This window comes from Cupriavidus gilardii (genome assembly GCF_008801915.1).
Taxonomy (GTDB): Bacteria; Pseudomonadota; Gammaproteobacteria; order Burkholderiales; family Burkholderiaceae; genus Cupriavidus; species Cupriavidus gilardii.
Map to the genome: position 1 here is coordinate 88,314 of NZ_VZOV01000017.1, position 17,887 is coordinate 106,200.

At 66.8% G+C, this 17,887-nt stretch carries 19 protein-coding genes; 6 read left to right on the forward strand and 13 right to left on the reverse strand.

Features of this window, described 5'->3' with window-relative positions:
* Nucleotides 1-208: 208 nt before the first annotated feature.
* The 5 genes from rpoH to F7Q96_RS19005 all read left to right on the forward strand — a co-directional run bounded on the left by rpoH (nucleotide 209) and on the right by F7Q96_RS19005 (nucleotide 6,003).
* Entirely contained in the window at nucleotides 209-1,105 is an 897-nt protein-coding gene (gene rpoH, locus F7Q96_RS18985) for an RNA polymerase sigma factor RpoH (protein WP_023263656.1), read from the forward strand.
* 399 nt (nucleotides 1,106-1,504) lie between these two features.
* Nucleotides 1,505-3,010 (forward strand): NCS1 family nucleobase:cation symporter-1, encoded by a 1,506-nt coding sequence (locus tag F7Q96_RS18990; RefSeq protein WP_144425727.1) that lies wholly within the window; start codon nucleotides 1,505-1,507, stop codon nucleotides 3,008-3,010.
* Nucleotides 3,011-3,064: 54 nt separating this feature from the next.
* A complete protein-coding gene (locus F7Q96_RS18995) occupies nucleotides 3,065-3,799 on the forward strand; it encodes an aspartate/glutamate racemase family protein (protein ID WP_053821016.1) in 735 nt (244 codons plus the stop codon).
* 65 nt (nucleotides 3,800-3,864) lie between these two features.
* Nucleotides 3,865-4,899, forward strand: coding sequence for an allantoinase PuuE (gene puuE / locus F7Q96_RS19000; protein WP_053821015.1), 1,035 nt, complete (start codon nucleotides 3,865-3,867; stop codon nucleotides 4,897-4,899).
* Between the two features lie 225 nt (nucleotides 4,900-5,124).
* A complete protein-coding gene (locus F7Q96_RS19005; protein WP_053821014.1) occupies nucleotides 5,125-6,003 on the forward strand; it encodes a GntR family transcriptional regulator in 879 nt (292 codons plus the stop codon).
* Between the two features lie 127 nt (nucleotides 6,004-6,130).
* On the opposite strand, the gene F7Q96_RS19010 is transcribed toward F7Q96_RS19005, so the two are convergent.
* The 5 genes from F7Q96_RS19010 to F7Q96_RS19030 form a co-directional block, all read right to left on the reverse strand.
* Entirely contained in the window at nucleotides 6,131-6,760 is a 630-nt protein-coding gene (locus F7Q96_RS19010; protein WP_053821013.1) for an SCO family protein, read from the reverse strand.
* A 139-nt stretch (nucleotides 6,761-6,899) separates the two neighbouring features.
* Nucleotides 6,900-7,841 (reverse strand): heme o synthase, encoded by a 942-nt coding sequence (locus F7Q96_RS19015; protein WP_006579467.1) that lies wholly within the window; start codon nucleotides 7,839-7,841, stop codon nucleotides 6,900-6,902.
* A complete protein-coding gene (locus F7Q96_RS19020) occupies nucleotides 7,838-9,010 on the reverse strand; it encodes a COX15/CtaA family protein (protein ID WP_053821012.1) in 1,173 nt (390 codons plus the stop codon). The genes F7Q96_RS19015 and F7Q96_RS19020 overlap by 4 nt, the downstream gene beginning before the upstream one ends.
* A gap of 10 nt (nucleotides 9,011-9,020) precedes the next feature.
* Nucleotides 9,021-9,680 carry an SCO family protein gene (locus F7Q96_RS19025; RefSeq protein ID WP_053821011.1) on the reverse strand — a complete coding sequence of 220 codons (660 nt, stop codon included), beginning with the start codon at nucleotides 9,678-9,680 and terminating at the stop codon, nucleotides 9,021-9,023.
* Between the two features lie 18 nt (nucleotides 9,681-9,698).
* Nucleotides 9,699-10,529, reverse strand: a complete 831-nt coding sequence (locus tag F7Q96_RS19030) for an SURF1 family protein (protein ID WP_151023100.1) — start codon at nucleotides 10,527-10,529, stop codon at nucleotides 9,699-9,701.
* Between the two features lie 78 nt (nucleotides 10,530-10,607).
* On the opposite strand from F7Q96_RS19030, the gene F7Q96_RS19035 reads away from it, so the two are divergent.
* Nucleotides 10,608-10,820 (forward strand): twin transmembrane helix small protein, encoded by a 213-nt coding sequence (locus tag F7Q96_RS19035; protein WP_006577163.1) that lies wholly within the window; start codon nucleotides 10,608-10,610, stop codon nucleotides 10,818-10,820.
* A 178-nt stretch (nucleotides 10,821-10,998) separates the two neighbouring features.
* Here F7Q96_RS19035 and F7Q96_RS19040 read toward each other — a convergent pair whose 3' ends face one another.
* The 8 genes from F7Q96_RS19040 to F7Q96_RS19070 all read right to left on the reverse strand — a co-directional run bounded on the left by F7Q96_RS19040 (nucleotide 10,999) and on the right by F7Q96_RS19070 (nucleotide 17,768).
* A complete protein-coding gene (locus F7Q96_RS19040) occupies nucleotides 10,999-11,859 on the reverse strand; it encodes a cytochrome c oxidase subunit 3 (protein ID WP_053821010.1) in 861 nt (286 codons plus the stop codon).
* 110 nt (nucleotides 11,860-11,969) lie between these two features.
* Nucleotides 11,970-12,185 carry a DUF2970 domain-containing protein gene (locus F7Q96_RS19045; protein WP_053821009.1) on the reverse strand — a complete coding sequence of 72 codons (216 nt, stop codon included), beginning with the start codon at nucleotides 12,183-12,185 and terminating at the stop codon, nucleotides 11,970-11,972.
* Nucleotides 12,186-12,208: 23 nt separating this feature from the next.
* Entirely contained in the window at nucleotides 12,209-12,835 is a 627-nt protein-coding gene (locus tag F7Q96_RS19050; RefSeq protein WP_053821008.1) for a cytochrome c oxidase assembly protein, read from the reverse strand.
* Nucleotides 12,836-12,873: 38 nt separating this feature from the next.
* Complete coding sequence (locus tag F7Q96_RS27045) at nucleotides 12,874-13,005, reverse strand: cytochrome oxidase small assembly protein (protein ID WP_006579792.1); 132 nt, start codon at nucleotides 13,003-13,005, stop codon at nucleotides 12,874-12,876.
* A gap of 93 nt (nucleotides 13,006-13,098) precedes the next feature.
* Nucleotides 13,099-14,703 (reverse strand): cytochrome c oxidase subunit I, encoded by a 1,605-nt coding sequence (gene ctaD / locus F7Q96_RS19055; RefSeq protein ID WP_151023102.1) that lies wholly within the window; start codon nucleotides 14,701-14,703, stop codon nucleotides 13,099-13,101.
* 39 nt (nucleotides 14,704-14,742) lie between these two features.
* Nucleotides 14,743-15,996 carry a cytochrome c oxidase subunit II gene (gene coxB / locus F7Q96_RS19060; RefSeq protein WP_023263845.1) on the reverse strand — a complete coding sequence of 418 codons (1,254 nt, stop codon included), beginning with the start codon at nucleotides 15,994-15,996 and terminating at the stop codon, nucleotides 14,743-14,745.
* Between the two features lie 64 nt (nucleotides 15,997-16,060).
* Nucleotides 16,061-16,573, reverse strand: a complete 513-nt coding sequence (locus F7Q96_RS19065) for a DUF2244 domain-containing protein (protein WP_053821007.1) — start codon at nucleotides 16,571-16,573, stop codon at nucleotides 16,061-16,063.
* Nucleotides 16,574-16,811: 238 nt separating this feature from the next.
* Complete coding sequence (locus F7Q96_RS19070; protein WP_053822963.1) at nucleotides 16,812-17,768, reverse strand: methyltransferase domain-containing protein; 957 nt, start codon at nucleotides 17,766-17,768, stop codon at nucleotides 16,812-16,814.
* Nucleotides 17,769-17,887 lie beyond the last annotated feature (119 nt).

The window sequence follows — 17,887 nt, forward strand, 5'->3', positions numbered from 1 at the left end:
TGGAATATTTCTTCCGATATCCTGGAACTATCGCAGCGCGCCGGACTCCAATTAGCACTCACCCGGCTGGAGTGCTAATATGCGTTGCATTGCAGTGTGGGAAGCGCCGGCCACGACGCCGTCGATGCTTCCGACACGCGGGCACGCCGCCCGCCGGATGCGAAAGGAGCCCCGAGTGAACGCAGTCCTGTCTGCCGATTCGATCACCATGAACAACACCCTGCCGATGGTGCCGCAGCGCGCCAACAGCATGGCCCTGACCCTGCCCGCCGGGCTGGGCAATCTCGACAGCTATATCCAGGCTGTCCACCGTATTCCGATGCTCACCGCCGAGGAGGAGCAGCGGCTCGCGCGCGAGCTGCGCGACCACGACTCGGTCGAGGCGGCCCGCCGCCTGGTGATGTCGCACCTGCGTCTGGTCGTGTCCATCGCGCGCCAGTACCTGGGCTACGGCCTGCCGCACGCGGATCTGATCCAGGAAGGCAATATCGGCCTGATGAAGGCCGTCAAGCGCTTCGACCCGGACCAGGGCGTGCGCCTGGTGTCGTACGCAATCCACTGGATCAAGGCGGAGATCCACGAGTACGTGCTGCGCAACTGGCGCATGGTCAAGGTCGCGACAACCAAGGCGCAGCGCAAGCTGTTCTTCAACCTGCGCAGCCACAAGCAGGGCGCCCACACCTTCACCCCGGACGAGATCGACGCGGTTGCGCGCGAGCTGAACGTCAAGCCGGAAGAAGTGATGGAGATGGAAACCCGCTTGTCCGGCGGCGATCTGGCGCTGGAAGGCCAGGTCGACGACGGCGAGGAGGAGTTCGCGCCGATCGCCTATCTGGCCGACAACCACAACGAGCCGACGCGCGTGCTCGAGGCCAAGCGCCAGGACCGCATGCAGGTCGAGGGCCTGGAACAGGCGCTGACCAAGCTCGATCCGCGCAGCCGCCGCATCATCGAGGCGCGCTGGCTGCAGGTCAACGACGACGGCTCGGGCGGCGCCACGCTGCACGAACTGGCCGACGAGTTCGGCGTCTCGGCCGAGCGCATCCGCCAGATCGAGTCCGCCGCGATGAAGAAGATGAAGGGCGCGCTGCAAGCCTTCGCCTGATCGACGCCGGCCGCAGGCCATCAACCGAAAGCCACAAGCCAGCCGCTGGCTCCCCGCATGCGCGGGGTGACAGCGGCGACAAGGGCCGGGTTCCGCGAGGGACCCGGCCCTTTTCTTTTGCCCCGCCACCGCTCCCCGGAGCCCGCAACGCCACCCGCGCGCCCGGTCCCTCCCCCGCGCGCCTCTCCCGTCTCGGGGTTTGCCCGCATCCGTCCGTCGTGATGTTGACAATCACCAAGACGTGATCTACAAATCCGTACACAACTACAAACGATTTTGTAGACAATCCTGTCTACAAATCAAATCCTGAGAGCGGATTCCCGATCCTTCGATCCACACCGCCCATCCGGCGCCTCCCGCGCGCCGGCCACCGCATGGCATCGCCTTGAGGAGACAAGCATGATGCACACCACCGCGCCTGCCGCCGCCGAGCTGCAGGACAGCGCGTCCGTCCACCATGGCAACGCGCTGATCAAGCCGTCGTACGACGAACGGCTGACCAACGAAGACCTGGCGCCGCTGAAGAAGCAGACCTGGAGCACCTACAACATCTTCGCGTTCTGGATGTCGGACGTGCACAGCGTCGGCGGCTACATCACCGCCGGCAGCCTGTTCGCGCTGGGCCTGACCAGCTGGCAGGTGCTGATCGCGCTGCTGGTCGGCATCGTCATCGTGCAGTTCTTCTGCAATCTGGTGGCCAAGCCGAGCCAGGTCACCGGCACCCCGTATCCGGTGATCTGCCGGGCCTCGTTCGGCGTGCTCGGCGCCAATATTCCGGCGGTGATTCGCGGCCTGATCGCGGTGGCGTGGTACGGCATCCAGACGTATCTGGCATCGTCGGCCTTCCTGGTGCTGGCGCTGCATTTCTTCCCGTCGCTGGCGCCCTATGCCGACGTCAAGCTGCATGGCTTCGCCGGGCTGTCGACGCTCGGCTGGGCCGCGTTCATGACGCTGTGGGTGCTGCAGGCGCTGGTGTTCTGGACCGGCATGGAGACCATCCGCAAGTTCATCGACTGGGCCGGCCCCGCGGTCTATGTGGTGATGATCCTGCTGGCGATCTGGCTGGTGAACAAGGCCGGCTGGAGCAACGTCAGCTTCACGCTGAGCTTCGTCAAGTACAGCGGCTGGGAAGCGGTACCGGTGATGCTGACCGCGATCGCGCTGGTGGTGTCGTACTTCTCCGGCCCAATGCTGAACTTCGGCGACTTCTCGCGCTACGCGAAGGACTTCGGCGCGGTCCGCAAGGGCAACTTCTGGGGGCTGCCGATCAACTTCCTGGGCTTCTCGCTGCTGACCGTGATCACCACCTCGGCCACGCTGCCGGTATTCGGCAAGCTGATCACCGATCCGGTCGAAACCGTCAGCCATATCGACAGCACGTTCGCGATGGTGCTGGGCGCGCTGACCTTCATGACCGCCACCATCGGCATCAATATCGTCGCCAACTTCGTGTCGCCGGCGTTCGACTTCTCCAACGTGTCGCCCAAGCACATCAGCTGGCGCACCGGCGGCATGATCGCCGCGGTCGGCTCGATCTTCATCACGCCCTGGAATCTGTACAACAACCCACAGGTCATCCACTACACGCTGGACGTGCTGGGCGCCTTCATCGGGCCGCTGTTCGGCATCCTGATCTCCGACTACTACCTGGTGCGGCGCCAGCAGGTCGACGTCGACGACCTGTACACGATGCGTCCGCAAGGCAAGTACTGGTACACCCGCGGCTACAACCCGGTGGCGATCGCCACGATGATCCCGGCCGCCATCATCCCGATCCTGTGCGTGGTGGTGCCGGCCTGGCAGGGCCTGGCCAACTACAGCTGGTTCATCGGCATGGGCATCGCGCTGGTGCTGTACCGCGTGCTGGCGCGCCGCATGATGCCGCATTTCTTCGCGGCCGCCTGACGCCGCGCCACGACCCATTCGACGATCCGACGATCCGACCACCCGACGTTTGCCATGAAGCTGAAGATCATCAATCCCAATACCACGCAAAGCATGACCGACAAGATCGGCCAGTGCGCCCGCACCGTGGCCTCGCCCGACACGCGCATCGTCGCGGTCAGCCCGCGCATGGGCCCCGCCTCCATCGAGAGCCACTATGACGAGGCGCTGTCGGTGCCGGGCATCCTCGAGGAGATCCGGCTGGGCGAGGCCGACGGCGTCGACGGCTACGTGATCGCCTGCTTCGGCGATCCGGGGCTGTACGCGGCACGGGAGATGGCGCGCGGGCCGGTGATCGGCATCGCCGAGGCCGCGATGCACATGGCCAGCCTGATCGGCACCAGCTTCAGCGTCGTCACCACGCTGGCGCGCACCTGCAATATCGCGTGGCACCTGGCCGAGCGCTACGGCATGGAACGGTTCTGCCGCAACGTGCACGCCTGCGATCTGCCGGTGCTGGAGCTCGAGCGGCCGGGCTCGGACGCGCGCCGCATCATCACCGAATCGTGCCGCCAGGCGCTGGCGCAGGACCGCAGCGACTGCATCGTGCTCGGCTGCGCCGGCATGACCGACTTGTGCGACGAGATCTCCGAGGCAATCGGCGCGCCGGTCATCGACGGCGTGGTGTCGGCGGTCAAGATGGTCGAGTCGCTGGTCGCGATCCGCCTGCGCACCAGCAAGCGCGGCGACTGGGCCAGGCCCTTGCCGAAGGCCTACGCCGGCATGCTGGCACCGTTCGCGATCAATTGAGGCGCGGCCTTCATCGCTTACCTTCATCGATTTCCGCCTTCATTGATTTCCGCATACCGCAGATCATGTCCACTCCGCTCACTGCTTCCCGCTCGCCGGCCGGTGCCGATGCCGGCCACCCCTATCCCCGCGACCTGATCGGCTACGGCGCGCGGCCGCCGCATGCCCACTGGCCGGGCGGCGCGCGCGTGGCGCTGCAGTTCGTGCTCAATTACGAAGAAGGCGGCGAGAACTGCGTGCTGCACGGCGATGCGGCCTCCGAGCAGTTCCTCTCCGAGATCGTCGGCGCGGCGGCCTACCCCGACCGCCACATGAGCATGGAGAGCATCTACGAATACGGCTCGCGCGCCGGCGTCTGGCGCATCCTGCGCGAGTTCGAGCAGCGCGGCCTGCCGCTGACCATCTTCGGCGTGTCGATGGCGCTGCAGCGCCATCCCGAGCTGACCCGCGCCTTCGTCGAGCTGGGCCACGAGATCGCCTGCCATGGCTGGCGCTGGATCCACTACCAGAACATCGACGAGGCCACCGAGCGCGAGCACATGCGCATCGCGATGCAGATCATCCGCGAGCTGACCGGCAGCGCGCCGCTGGGCTGGTACACCGGCCGCGACAGCCCCAACACGCGGCGCCTGGTGGTCGAGCACGGCGGCTTCGTCTACGACTCGGACTACTACGGCGACGACCTGCCGTTCTGGACCGAGGTGCGGACGAGCAACGGCGAGACCAGGCCGCATCTGGTGGTGCCCTACACGCTCGATTCGAACGACATGCGCTTTGCCACGCCGCAGGGCTTCAACACCGGCGAGCAGTTCTTCCAGTACCTGAAGGACGCCTTCGACGTGCTGTACGCCGAGGGCGACCCGCAGGGGCTGAACCAGCCGAAGATGCTGTCGATCGGCATGCATTGCCGGCTGCTCGGACGCCCCGGGCGCTTTCGCGCGCTGCAGCGTTTCCTGGACTACGTGCAGTCGCACGACAAGGTCTGGATCGCACGCCGCATCGATATCGCGCGGCACTGGATCGAGACGCATCCCTATCCCGGATCGGTACGTGCGCCGATGGCGACGGCCGTACAGGGCGATCTGTCGCTGGCACTCTGAAGGGGCGGTGCGGATGGCTGGATGGCACGCGGCCTGGACGACTGGATGGCACGCTGCTGCGCGGATGGCTCGATGGCACGCTGCGCGCATCGTCGCAGTGCCGGGCCCGATCCTTCCATCGGTGCGCGCCCGGCGGCGTTTCGGACCGGTGCCGCGCGCTTTGTGTACGATATGCGGATCGTTCGTCGCCAATCGCGGTGACAAAGTCCACCGCGCATCGTCACAATGTCTTCTCTTCGCAAGCCGACCGGCGGCAAGACCGCCGCCGCCTCGGCGCCCACGCCGGCCGGACGCAAGACGGCCGCCGGCAAACCCGCCGCCCGCCGGACGTCCGCCCGCGGCGCTGCCTCGCCGGCTGAGGACGCCCACACCATGAACGCCGCCGAGGCCGCTGCCGCCAATGCCGCCGACAGCCCGGAGAACGGCACCGCCGAGGCGTCGGCCACCGAGGCCATCTATCTGAGCCTGCTGTCCGCCATCATGGAACACCGGCTGCTGGCCGGCACCAAGCTGGTCGAGGAGCGGCTGTGCGAAGTCACCGGGGCCAGCCGCGCCCGCATCCGCCAGGTGTTCGCACGGCTTGCCCACGAGAAGCTGGTCACGCTGGTGCCGAACCGGGGCGCCTTCATCGCCAGCCCGACGGTCGAGGAAGCGCACCAGGTCTTCCAGACGCGCCAGGTCATCGAGCCCGAGCTCGCCGCCACGCTGGCGCGCCATGCGACGCCGGCCAAGGTCCGCAGCCTGCAGCGGCACGTGCAGGAAGAGGACGCGGCGCGCGCGCGCGGCGACCGCGCCGCAGTGATCCGGCTATCGGGGGAATTCCATATCCTGCTGGCGGAAATGGCGGGCAACGCCATCCTGGAGAAGGTCATCCGCGAGATGGTCTCGCTGACCTGCCTGATCATCACGCTGTACGACCGGCCCGGCGCGCCGGCCTGCCCGGAGCACGAGCACCGCGAGCTGATCGCGGCGATCGAGAAGCGCGACGAGGGCGCGGCTCGCGCGGTGATGCGCGAGCATCTGGAACACATCGAAGGGTCGCTGGACCTGACCGTGACCGAGGTCGGGGCGCCGGACTTCTACAGCATCTTCAACAAGGGCTGAGCCGCGCGGTACCGAGGATTGAGGACCGAGGACCCAGGACCGACTGAGGGTTCGGGACTGAGGGTTCGGGACTGAGGACACGGGACCAGAGGACTCCGGACCCATGTCCTGTGGTCGACCGAGGCGCTCAGGACAGCAGCTGCTTCATGTCCTTGACGATCGGCTCGGTGCCCTGGCCGTGGCGAATGAACAGCCGCAGCCGCCCTTCCGGATCGAACACATAGCTGCCGGCCGAATGGTCGACCGTGTAGTTGCCCGGCGAACTGCCCGGCACCTTGGCGTAGAACACCTTGAAGTCCTTGGTCAACTGGCGCAGCGCGGCCTCGTCGGCGGGCCGCATGCCCAGGAAGCGCGGATCGAAGGCCGGGACGTACTGGGCCAGCAGCGCCTGCGTGTCGCGCTCAGGATCGACGGTGATGAACAGCACCTGCACGCGATCGGCGTCGGGGCCGAGCTGCTCCATCACCGTCTTCCACTCGACCATCGTGGTCGGGCAGACGTCCGGGCAATGGGTGTAGCCGAAGAACATCACCACCGCCTTGCCCTTGAAGTCCGCCAGCGTGCGCTGCTTGCCGGTGTGGTCGGTCAGCTTGAAGTCCTTGCCGAATTCGCTGCCGCCGGTCACGTCGATATTCTGGAAGGTGGGCTTCTGCTGGCCGCAGGCGGCCAGGCCCAGCGCCAGCAGCGCGACCAGCAGCAGCTGCCGCAGGTTGGCCAGGGACGGGAAGACGGACGAGGAAAACGAGGCGGTGCGCATGGTGTCGGTTCGGTTTGGGCTTGTCTGCGTGTGCCGGCGAGAGGAGTGGCGCGGCAGGCGCGCCGGCGGCAGCGGCTAGTATCGCCGATCGCGGCGCACCGGGCGCTGGCCGCGACATCGTGTCGCGGCCGGGCCGCCGTCACGCCTGCGGTACGAACTTGAAGTAGTGGTCGATCAGCAGCGCGGCGAACAGCAGCGACAGATAGAGGATCGAGAAGCGGAAGGTGCGCTGCGCCAGCGCGTCCGAGTACTGCCGGTACAGCTTCCACGCGTAGGCCAGGAAGATGCCGCCCAGCACCAGAGCGGCCGCCAGGTAGATGTAGCCGCTCATGCCGTAGACGAACGGCAGCAGCGTCGCCGCGATCATCACCAGCGTGTACAGCAGGATGTGCAGCAGCGTGAAGCGCTCGCCGTGCGTGATCGGCAGCATCGGCAGGCCCGACTTCGCGTAGTCGGCGCGGCGGTACAGCGCCAGCGCCCAGAAGTGCGGCGGGGTCCAGGTGAAGATGATCAGCACCAGGAACCAGGCCTCGGCCGGCACGTCGCCGGCCACCGCGGCCCAGCCCAGCGCCGGCGGCATCGCGCCCGACAGGCCGCCGATCACGATGTTCTGCGGCGTGGCGGGCTTGAGCAGGATCGTGTAGACCACCGCGTAGCCGACAAAGGTGGCGAAAGTCAGCCACATCGTCAGGTCGTTGGTGAACACATGCAGCAGCCACATGCCGGCCCCGCCCAGCACCAGCGAGAACACCAGGATCTGGCTCGTGCCGATCTCGCCGGTGGCCGACGGACGCCACGCGGTGCGGCGCATCAGCGCGTCGACCTTCTGTTCGACCAGGCAGTTGATGGCAAAGGCGCCGGCGGCCAGCAGCCAGATGCCGGCGGCGCCGCCGATCAGCACACGCCACGGCACCATGCCCGGCGTGGCCAGGAACATGCCGATGATGGCGCAGAAGACCGCCAGCTGCGTCACGCGCGGCTTGGTCAGCGCGGCGTACTGGCGGGCGAGGTGGCGCAGCCGGCTTGGCGGTTGCTGAGTCTGGGTAGCGGTGGTGGCCACGGGAGCAGTCTTGTCTTTCATGAGGCGCGCGCCGTGTCGGCCGGGCGATTTGCGCCGGCGGCATCGGGAGCCGGGGCGTCATGAGCGGCAGCGGGGGCGCGATCGAAGGAACCGGGGGCCGCGGCGGTGGCGGCGCGGGTCGCAAGCCCTATATTGTAATTGAGCCTGACCAACAGCATCAGCAGCACCGCCGCGCCGCCATTGTGGGCGACTGCCGGCAAAAGCGGCCAATCGAGCACGATATTCGACAAACCGGTCGCCAACTGCAGCACCAGCACGGCCAGCAGCCAGTGCGAGGCGCGCGCCAGCGGCGCAAAGCGGCGCGTGCGCAGCGCAAACCAGGCCAGATAGCCGAGCACCACCACCGCGAAGCCGCGGTGCACCCAGTGAATGGCCACCAGCGCCGAATGCGGGATGTAGTCGCCGTCGGCCGTCATGCCCAGTTGCCGCCACAGCGTAAAGCCATGGCGGAAGTCCATCTCGGGAATCCACTGCCCGTTGCACAGCGGGAAATCGGTGCAGGCCAACACCGCGTAGTTGGTGCTGACCCAGCCGCCCAGGAAGATCTGGATCGTCAGCAGCGCCAGCGCGATCCGCCCCGGCCAGCGCAGGGCCGCCGCGGCTGGCGCGATCGCGCGCGGCGGGTCGCTGCGCGAGCCCAGCCAGATCAGCGCCGCCAGCAACGCCATGCCCAGCAGCAGATGGGTCACCACGATGATCGGCTGCAGCTTCAGCGTGACCGTGAAGGCGCCGAACGCGCCCTGCACGCAGACCAGCACCAGCACGCCGGTGGCGAACCACGGCGACTGCTTCAGCTCGCGGCGCTTGCTCCAGGCCAGCACCACCAGCGCGATGATCAGCACGCCGACCGCCATCGCAAAGTACCGGTGCAGCATCTCGATCCAGGCCTTGGCCCAGGTCACCGGCCCGCTGGGCAGCGCCGTCTCCGCGGCGCGAATGTGTTCGACGGCCGCATAGGGGTTCGAATGGCCGTAGCAGCCGGGCCAGTCGGGGCAGCCCAGGCCCGAGTCCGTCAGCCGCGTAAAGCTGCCGAACATGATCAGGTCCAGCGTCAGGAACGCGGTGATCCAGACCAGCTTGCGGTATTTGTCGCGGCTGCCGCGGGCCAGCACATAGCTGAGCGGCAGCAACGCCAGCAGCAGGCCGATCAGGGCGAGTTGAGTCAGCATGGGCCCTCCATCAGCCGATGCGGTTGTACTTGAGCAAGCGGCTGAGGTCCGAATGCACCTTCTTCGGGTCCGGGTCCTTCGGGAACCGCATCATCAGATTGCCGAGCGGATCGACCAGATACAGCGTTGCCTCCGCCGGCTGGCCCTCGGCGGCCGGCAGCCAGCCGCGGATCTGCTCGCGGGGCATGCGCAGGAAGCGTACGCCGGCATAGGGCTCGTTATACGCGGCGGTCAGGCGCGGATCGATCGGTCCGTCATCGCTGATCAGCCAGACCGGCACGATGCGCTCGCGCTCCTTGCCCTGCCCGGCCCGGATCTGCCGGATCGTGAACAGCCGCTTCGCGCACGCCTCGTCGCAGGCGGCGCTGTCGGTCGACACCAGCAGCCATTTGCCCTTGAAGTCCTGCAGCGGCACCGGCTGGCCGCGCTCGTCCGTCACCTGTACGGCCGGGGCCGGGCGCTGCGGCTCGATCAGCGTGCCGTAGTTGGTCTGCCCGCCGGCGGGCCGGAACACGTAGTAGGTCAGATACGAGGCGATGACCGGCGAAGCGCAGACCAGCAGCAGCAACAGCATCTGGATCCGGCCGCGGCGCGTGCGGGCATCGATGCGCGGATCGCTGCGGGAGTCTTGCGGCGCGGCCGGCTTGGCCGTGGCGGGATCGGAAGGCATGAATAGTCGTGGGAGTGATTAATCGTCGTGGCGGGCAGCGCCCGCGGGGGCCGTGCCGGCATCTGGGGGTCCGGCCAGCCGCCGGGCACGCCGCCAGGTCAGCGCGACCAGCAATACCAGCGTCAGCGCGGCCAGACCATACCACTGAAAGGCATAGCCGTAGTGGCGCTCGACACCCAGGTCGGCGCTCGCCCAGTCGCGCGCCAGGCCGTCGCCGCTGTCGCTGCGCTGCTGCAGCACGAAGGGTTGCAGCGGCGTACCGAGTTCGGCGGCGAAGGCGCCCAGGTCCAGGTTCTGCCGGATGCGTTCGCCGCGCTGGGCGTCCGGGCTGCCGAGTTGATAGACCTTCGGCACATCGGCCAGTGCCACACCCTGCAGGGTCACCGTGCCCTCCGGCGTCGGAAACGGCGCGATGCGCGTGCGGTCCTGCGCATCGCGCGGCAGCCAGCCGCGCAGCACCAGCACGGCGCGGGGCGCGGCCGTGCCGGGCGCGGCGCGCGTGTCGCCGGCGCCCGCGGCATCGTCCAGCCGCAGCGGCGTCAGCACCAGGAAACCGGAGCGGCTGTCCTGCCCGTTGCCGTGCGGACGGTTTTCCAGCAGCACGGTGTGGGCCGGATCGAACCGGCCGCGCACGACAATCTTGCGCGAGACCAGTTCGGCCGCGGGCAGCGGCGGCGGCGCCGTGCCGATCCGCAGCGGCGGCGCGTCGGCCAGCGCACGCAGCCGCTCGGCGCGCACGATCTTGTCGTGGGCCCGGCCGAGCTGCCAGTTGCCCAGCGCACAGGTGACCGCGATGACGACCAGCGCCGCCACCGTGGGCACCGGGCTCAGGGCGCGCAGCAGCGTCATCGCTGGAACGGCCGGAGCGGCGGGAACGGCCGCGGGAACGCGGTGCGATAATGGCGCACCACTGTCCCGACCGCCGCCATGCGCATCGTCATCGTCATTGCCTTCATCCTGATCGTCTCCAGCCTGGCCTCCGCCCTGTTCTTCATGATGCGCGACCGCGGCAAGTCGAGCGCGCATATGGTCCGTTCGCTGACCGTACGTGTCGGCCTGTCGATCGCGCTGTTCCTGTTCATCCTGTTCTCGTACTGGATGGGATGGATCGAGAGCACGGGCATCCGCACGGGGCCATAGCGCCAAGGCATGGCAGTGGGCGCCTTCGGCATGGCGAACAAAAAGCAAGCGCCGCAGGGATGGGATTCCTGCGGCGCTTGCTTTTTTGTGCTGGCAGGGAATGCTCGGCAATCCCGCATTCTAAAGGACGAAGGGGGCGCGAAGCGCCCCCGTTTCCCTTCCTTCGAGCCGTGTCCGCTTACAGCCAGTACACCACGACGTAGAGGAACAGCCAGACCACGTCGACGAAGTGCCAGTACCAGGCGGCGCCTTCGAAGGCGAAGTGATGGTCCGGCGTGAAATGGCCCTTCAGCACGCGGAACAGCACCACCGTCAGCATGATGGCGCCCATCGTCACGTGGAAGCCGTGAAAGCCCGTCAGCAGGAAGAAGGTCGAGCCGTAGATGCCCGAGGTCAGCTTCAGGTTCAGATCGCTGTAGGCATGCATGTATTCATAGACCTGGAAGCCCATGAAGACCGCACCGAGCAGGATCGTCAGCACCAGGCCCTGCACCACCTGGCTGCGCTTGCCGGCCAGCAGCGCGTGGTGCGCCCAGGTCAGCGTGACGCCCGACATCAGCAGCAGCGCCGTATTGATGGTCGGGATCGGCCACGGGCCCATCGCCTCGTACGGCTCGACCGTGCCGGCCGGACCGGCGTTCGGCCAGACCGCGGCGAAATCGGGCCACAGGATCTTGTTGTTCAGGTCGCCCAGCCACGGCATCGTATAGACGCGGGCGTAGAACAGCGCGCCGAAGAAGGCGCCGAAGAACATCACCTCCGAGAAGATGAACCAGCCCATCGACCAGCGGTACGAGATGTCGATGCGGCGGCCGTACATGCCCCCTTCCGACTCGCCGATCGCGTCGCCGAACCAGCTCTTGAGCACGAACAGGAACCACAGGATGCCCAGCACGCAGACATAGGGTGCCCACGGCTGGCCGTTGACCCATCCGGCCGCGCCGGCGGCGGTCAGCAGCAGCCCCAGGCTTGCCGTGATCGGATGGCGCGACGGGCCCGGTACGAAGTAGTACGGAGCGTTTGCGCGATTCGCACTCATTCTGTTTTCTCCAGCTCAGATCTCTGATTCATCGTTATACGCCGGCTGCCCGAGGGCGGACGACGCTCTGTCTTCTTGTTGCCTGTTCCGCCGGCTATTCGGCTGGCCGGCTATCCGCCGACCACCAGGCGGACGATGCCGATCAGCACCACCACCAGGATCACGGCGCCGAGCACACCGGCGACGATCACATGGATCGGGTTCAGGTTCGCCATGTCGCGATCGTGTTCCGCGCCCTTGCGCAGGCCGATGAACGACCAGAACACCGCGCGCAACGTCTGCCAGAACGACATCTTGCGTTTGACCGCTTCCTTCAGTTCGTCCATGGCAGCCCTCCTCCTCTACTGCGTCAGCTGCCGGCCGTGGCCGGCGGCTGGTCGAGATGGCCCTGCGGCGCCGGCGCCAGCGGCGTGCCGATCTCGAAGAATGTGTACGACAAGGTGATGTTCTCGACGTCCTTGGGCAGATCCGGGTCGATCACGAACACCACCGGCATCTCGCGCGATTCCTTGGCCTTCAGCGTCTGCTGCTGGAAGCAGAAGCACTCGAGCTTCTTGAAATACTGGGTGGCCTGCTTCGGCGCGTAGCTCGGAATCGCCTGCGCCGAGATATCGCGGGCCTGGCCGTTGGCGACCTCGTAGACGATGGTCGCCATCTCGCCCGGGTGGACCTGCATGCTGCTCTTGACCGGACGGAACGCGAACGGCCCGCGGGCGTTGGAATCGAATTCGACCGTGATCGTGCGGCTGGTGTCGACCTGCGTGTTCTGGCTGACCTTGCCGGCGCTGGCGCCGTAGAGCTCGCGCGTGGTGACGACGTTGATGCCGGTGATCTCGCAGATCTTCTTGTACAGCGGCACCAGCGCATAGCCGAAGGCGAACATCACGGCGACGATCACCAGCAGCCGCAGCATCATGCCGCGGTTGTAGCGCTTGTCCTCGACGTCGCCGGTGGAAACCGGCTGCTTCGTGCTCATCTCTGTACCCTGCAGCGGGAGTCGGCCAATTCAGCCATTCAGCCAAGCCAGGTCATCTTGGCGAAGAAACCCAAAAAGAAGACCAGCACGATCGACAGCAGGATCAGGCCGAGACGGCGATTGGCGGCCTTGCGGTCGGTTTGCGATGGGCTTTCGTTTGGATGCTGCATCGAATTCTCGGATAGGGGTGGCCGGGCGGGTGGCCGATACTGGCCGGGCGGCCGGCAAGGCGGCAGCGCGCCGCCCTGCCTTGCCGGATGCCGTTACCGGACCTGCGGCGGCACCTCGAAGGTGTGGAACGGCGCCGGCGACGGCACGGTCCACTCCAGCCCCTCGGCGCCTTCCCAAGGCTTGTCGGCGGCCGCTTCGCCTCCGCGGTACGACGGCAGCACCACGAAGAAGAAGAAATACACCTGCATCAGGCCGAAGCCCAGCGCGCCCAGCGACGAGATCGCGTTGAAGTCCGCGAACTGGATCGCGTAGTCCGCATAGCGGCGCGGCATGCCCGCCAGCCCGAGGAAGTGCATCGGGAAGAAGGCGATGTTGAAGAAGATGATCGAACCCCAGAAGTGGACCTTGCCGCGGGTTTCGTTGTACATGAACCCGCTCCACTTCGGACCCCAGTAGTAGAAGCCCGCGAACAGCGCGAACAGCGAGCCCGCCACCAGCACATAGTGGAAGTGCGCGACGATGAAGTAGGTGTCCTGGATCTGGATGTCGATCGGCGCGACTGCCGGGATCAGGCCGGTGAAGCCGCCGATGGTGAACACGAAGATGAAGCCGATCGCGAACAGCATCGGGGTCTCGAAGGTCATCGAGCCCTTCCACATCGTGGCGATCCAGTTGAAGATCTTCACGGCCGTCGGCACCGCGATCAGCATCGTCGCGTACATGAAGAACAGCTGGCCGGTCACCGGCATGCCGGTGGTGAACATGTGGTGCGCCCAGACGATGAACGACAGGATCGCGATCGAGGCAGTCGCGTAGACCATCGAGCTGTAGCCGAACAGACGCTTGCGGGCGAAGGCCGGCACCACCTGCGAGATGATCCCGAACGCCGGCAGGATCATGATGTAGACCTCGGGGTGGCCGAAGAACCAGAAGATATGCTGGTACATCACCGGGTCGCCGCCGCCGGCCGCCGAGAAGAAGCTGGTGCCGAAGTGGCGGTCGGTCAGGACCATCGTGATCGCGCCCGCCAGCACCGGCATCACGGCGATCAGCAGGTAGGCGGTGATCAGCCAGGTCCAGCAGAACATCGGCATCTTCATCAGCGTCATGCCCGGCGCGCGCATGTTCAGGATCGTGACGATGATGTTGATCGAGCCCATGATCGACGACGCGCCCATGATGTGCATCGCGAAGATCGCCATGTCCATGCCCGGGCCCATCTGCACCGACAGCGGCGCGTACAGCGTCCAGCCCGCGGCGGTGGCGCCGCCCGGCACGAAGAACGACAGCGCCAGCAGCAGCGCGGCGGGCGGCATCAGCCAGAAGCTGAAGTTGTTCATCCGCGCGAACGCCATGTCGGAGGCGCCGATCTGCAGCGGGATCATCCAGTTCGCGAAGCCGACGAAGGCGGGCATGATCGCGCCGAACACCATCACCAGGCCGTGCATCGTGGTGAACTGGTTGAACAGCTCGGGGCGGAAGAACTGCAGGCCCGGCTCGAACAGCTCCAGGCGGATCAGCAGCGCCAGCACGCCGCCCGAGATCAGCATCGTGAAGGAGAACAGCAGGTACAGCGTGCCGATGTCCTTGTGGTTGGTGGCAAACAGCCAGCGGCGCCAGCCATGCGGATGATCGTGGTGTTCGTCATGCGCGTGGTCGTGCGGATGGGCGAGTGCGTCCGGGGTAGCAGTACTCATCGCGAAAACTCCTGAAATCCTGTTCTAACGTCCACGCGTTCAGCTCGCGGCGCCCTGGGCGCCCGCGCTGGCTTGCTCGGCGGCGGGCTTGGCGTCCGCCGGTGCGCCCTGCGCCGACTTGGCGCCGCCGCCCTCGGGGAACTTGCCCGCGCGCGCATTGACGAAGTCGGCCGGCTGGATGACCTCGCCGGTCTTGTTGCTCCAGACGTTGCGGGTGTAGGTCATCACCGCGGCAAGCTCGGTGTCGGACAGCTGCTTCCACGACGGCATGCCGCCCTTGCCCTCGAGCAGGATGTGCATCTGGTCGGCCTGCGGGCCGTTGACCACCTTGGAGCCGTCCAGCGCCGGGAACGCGCCGGCGCCCTTGCCGTTGGGCTGGTGGCAGACCGCGCAGTTGGCGGCGTAGACCTTCTCGCCGCGGACCTTCAGCTCGTCCAGGGTCCAGGTCTTGTTGGGGTCGTCGGCCGCGGCGGCCATCGCCTTCTTCTTCTCGTCGACCCACTTGGTGTATTCGGCGTCGGTCACCACGCGCACCACGATCGGCATGAAGGCATGTTCCTTGCCGCACAGCTCGGCGCACTGGCCGCGGTAAACGCCGGTCTTCTCGGCGCGGAACCAGGTGTCGCGCACGAAGCCGGGAATCGCATCCTGCTTGACGCCGAAAGCCGGGATCATCCAGGCGTGGATCACGTCGTTGGCGGTCGTGACGATGCGGATCTTCTTGTTGACCGGCACCACCATCTCGTTGTCCACCTCCATCAGGTAGGTGTTCGACTTGGGCGCCTCGTTGTTGATCTGCTCGCGCGGGGTGGTCAGCGTCGACACGAAGGAGATGCCTTCGCCCTCGCCCTTGAGGTAGTCGTAGCCCCACTTCCACTGGTAGCCGGTGGCCTTGATGGTGATGTCGGAGTTGGTGGTGTCCTTCATCGCGACCACGGTCTTGGTCGCCGGCAGCGCCATGCCGATCACGATCAGGAACGGAATGATGGTCCAGACGACCTCGACCGTGATGCTTTCGTGGAAGGAGGCGGGCTTGGAGCCCTTGGCCTTGCGGTGCGTGAAGATGGAATAGAACATCACGCTGAACACCGCGATGAAGATCACCGTGCAGATGATCAGCATCATCCAGTTCAGCCAGTGAATCTGCTCGGCGATCTTGGTGACCGGCTCGGTCAGGTTCAGCTGGCGCACGGCGGGACCGCCCGGCATGTCTTCGACAGCGAGGGCTGCCTGGCTGGCGAGCAGGGACGCACCTGCCAGACACGCTGCGGATGCCTTCTTCCACATTTTCATTTGTTGTCTCTACCCAAATTACAGATTCGAATCTGCCCCTCGCTCCCAGCGGTGCCACCTCTTTTTACAGGGCGTGCAAGGCTGAAACGAGTTCCTGCGCGAACTTTCGTCGCTTGTACGGGTCCAGAAAACACCCCACCTGCACAGCGTGCGTGCCACAGCGCACCACCACCAGCGCCGGGAACGATTCGCCCAGTTCGACCCGCACCCAGTGCGGGTTGAATTCCTCGCGGGTCACCTCACCGGCGCTGGCCTTCTCGACCACCAACCTGCCCTCGCTGAGCGTGACGCGCTCGTAGTCTGTCGCGTGCTGTGCGTAGGCGAGCAGCGCCACGCCGAGCCCGGCCAGCTCGAGCCCCGCAAAGGGCAGCACGAGCCAAGCTCCTCGCCACGCGAAGAACAGCGCGATGGCAAGGGAAATACTGACGATGGAGAGGTAAAACCAGCCGACCTGGCGTGGAGACAGCGAACAATTCCGCTTCATCAGCCAGTCGTTGTTCGGCACGGCATGGGCTCCGTCTGGACTATCACCGGGCCCGTCACGCGCCGTCTGGAGTGCGATACCGAGTTCCTGCATCGCCAACCACTCTGCATCGCTGCATCGGTTGCACGCCTGGAATTCTGCCGGCTTCACCGCACTGCTGCACTGCTTCGGTGCTAAAACGCCGATCTTCTGTGCCAGGGGACCACTGCGACAAACTGGCGCATTATAGGGCGCTTCGTCAACCGTAACAAGCCAAGCCCGGCGCGGCACGCCGCCCGCGCCACAGCGCGCCGATGCACACCTGCAGTGCGGCGACGCGCTGCGCGGCGGCTCAGCCGCGCGGCCGGCCGCGGCCGATGCGGTCGATCGGCACCACGGCACGGCCCAGTTCGTCGCGGGCCTGGCCGCCCTTCGGCGGCAGCTTCCATGCATGGCCGTAGACGATCTCGAAGGTCAGCGCGATCACGCCGTCGCGATTGCGGCGGCGCTCCAGCGCGGCCAGCAGCGCCTGGTGCCAGTGCCGGCCCTTCAGTCCACGCGCGCCATGCACACCGTCGCCCGCGGGCCGGCGCAGCCCGCCGAACGCATGCACGTCGCGCAGCAGCCGCTCGGGCGTCTCGTAGGTGACCGTCAGCGTCTCCATGTCCATCACCGGCGTCGACCAGCCGCTGTGCACCAGCATGTCGCCGATATCGTGCATGTCGATGAAGCGCAGCGTGTGCGGCTCGCCGTCGACCTCGGCGAAGGCCTCGCGCAGTTCGCGCAGGGTATCCGGACCGAACAGCGAGAACAGCGCCAGGCCGTCGGTGCGCGTCACGCGATGCCATTCGGGAAACACGCGATGCGGTTCGGGATGCCAGTGCAGCGCGAGATTGGACCACAGCAGGTCGAAGGCGCCCTCGGCAAAGGGAAGCGTGGCAAGATCGCCCTGCACCAGATCGAAGGTCGGCCGCTTGCCGAGCAGGCGGCCGAGCCAGCCGGGCTGCCGCTGCGGATCGCGCTGCGCGGCCTGCGCCAGCATCGCGCCCGAGATATCGAGGCCCGCGATCTGCGCGTCGGGATACTGCGCGCGCAGCGCCGCCAGCCCCTGTCCCTGCCCGCAGCCGATATCGAGCGCGCGCTCCGGCTGGATACGGATCAGCTGCATGCGTTCCTGCATGCGCCGGCCGATCTCGCCGAGCAGGAAATCCAGCTGGGCGAAGCCGGGGCTGCGCCGGTCGAAGGCGAGCCGGGTCAGCCGCGCGGGCGGCAGATAGGTATCGGGGGAGTCGGCGTGAGACGTGGACACGGAAGCGGCGGCAAGGACGAGGATCGGCACGGCGGGACCGGGCACGGGCGGCGCGAAGGCACGGCGGGGCCGGGCGGTGGCGCCGGGCCGACAGTATACGCGCGCCTCGCCGGGCTTGC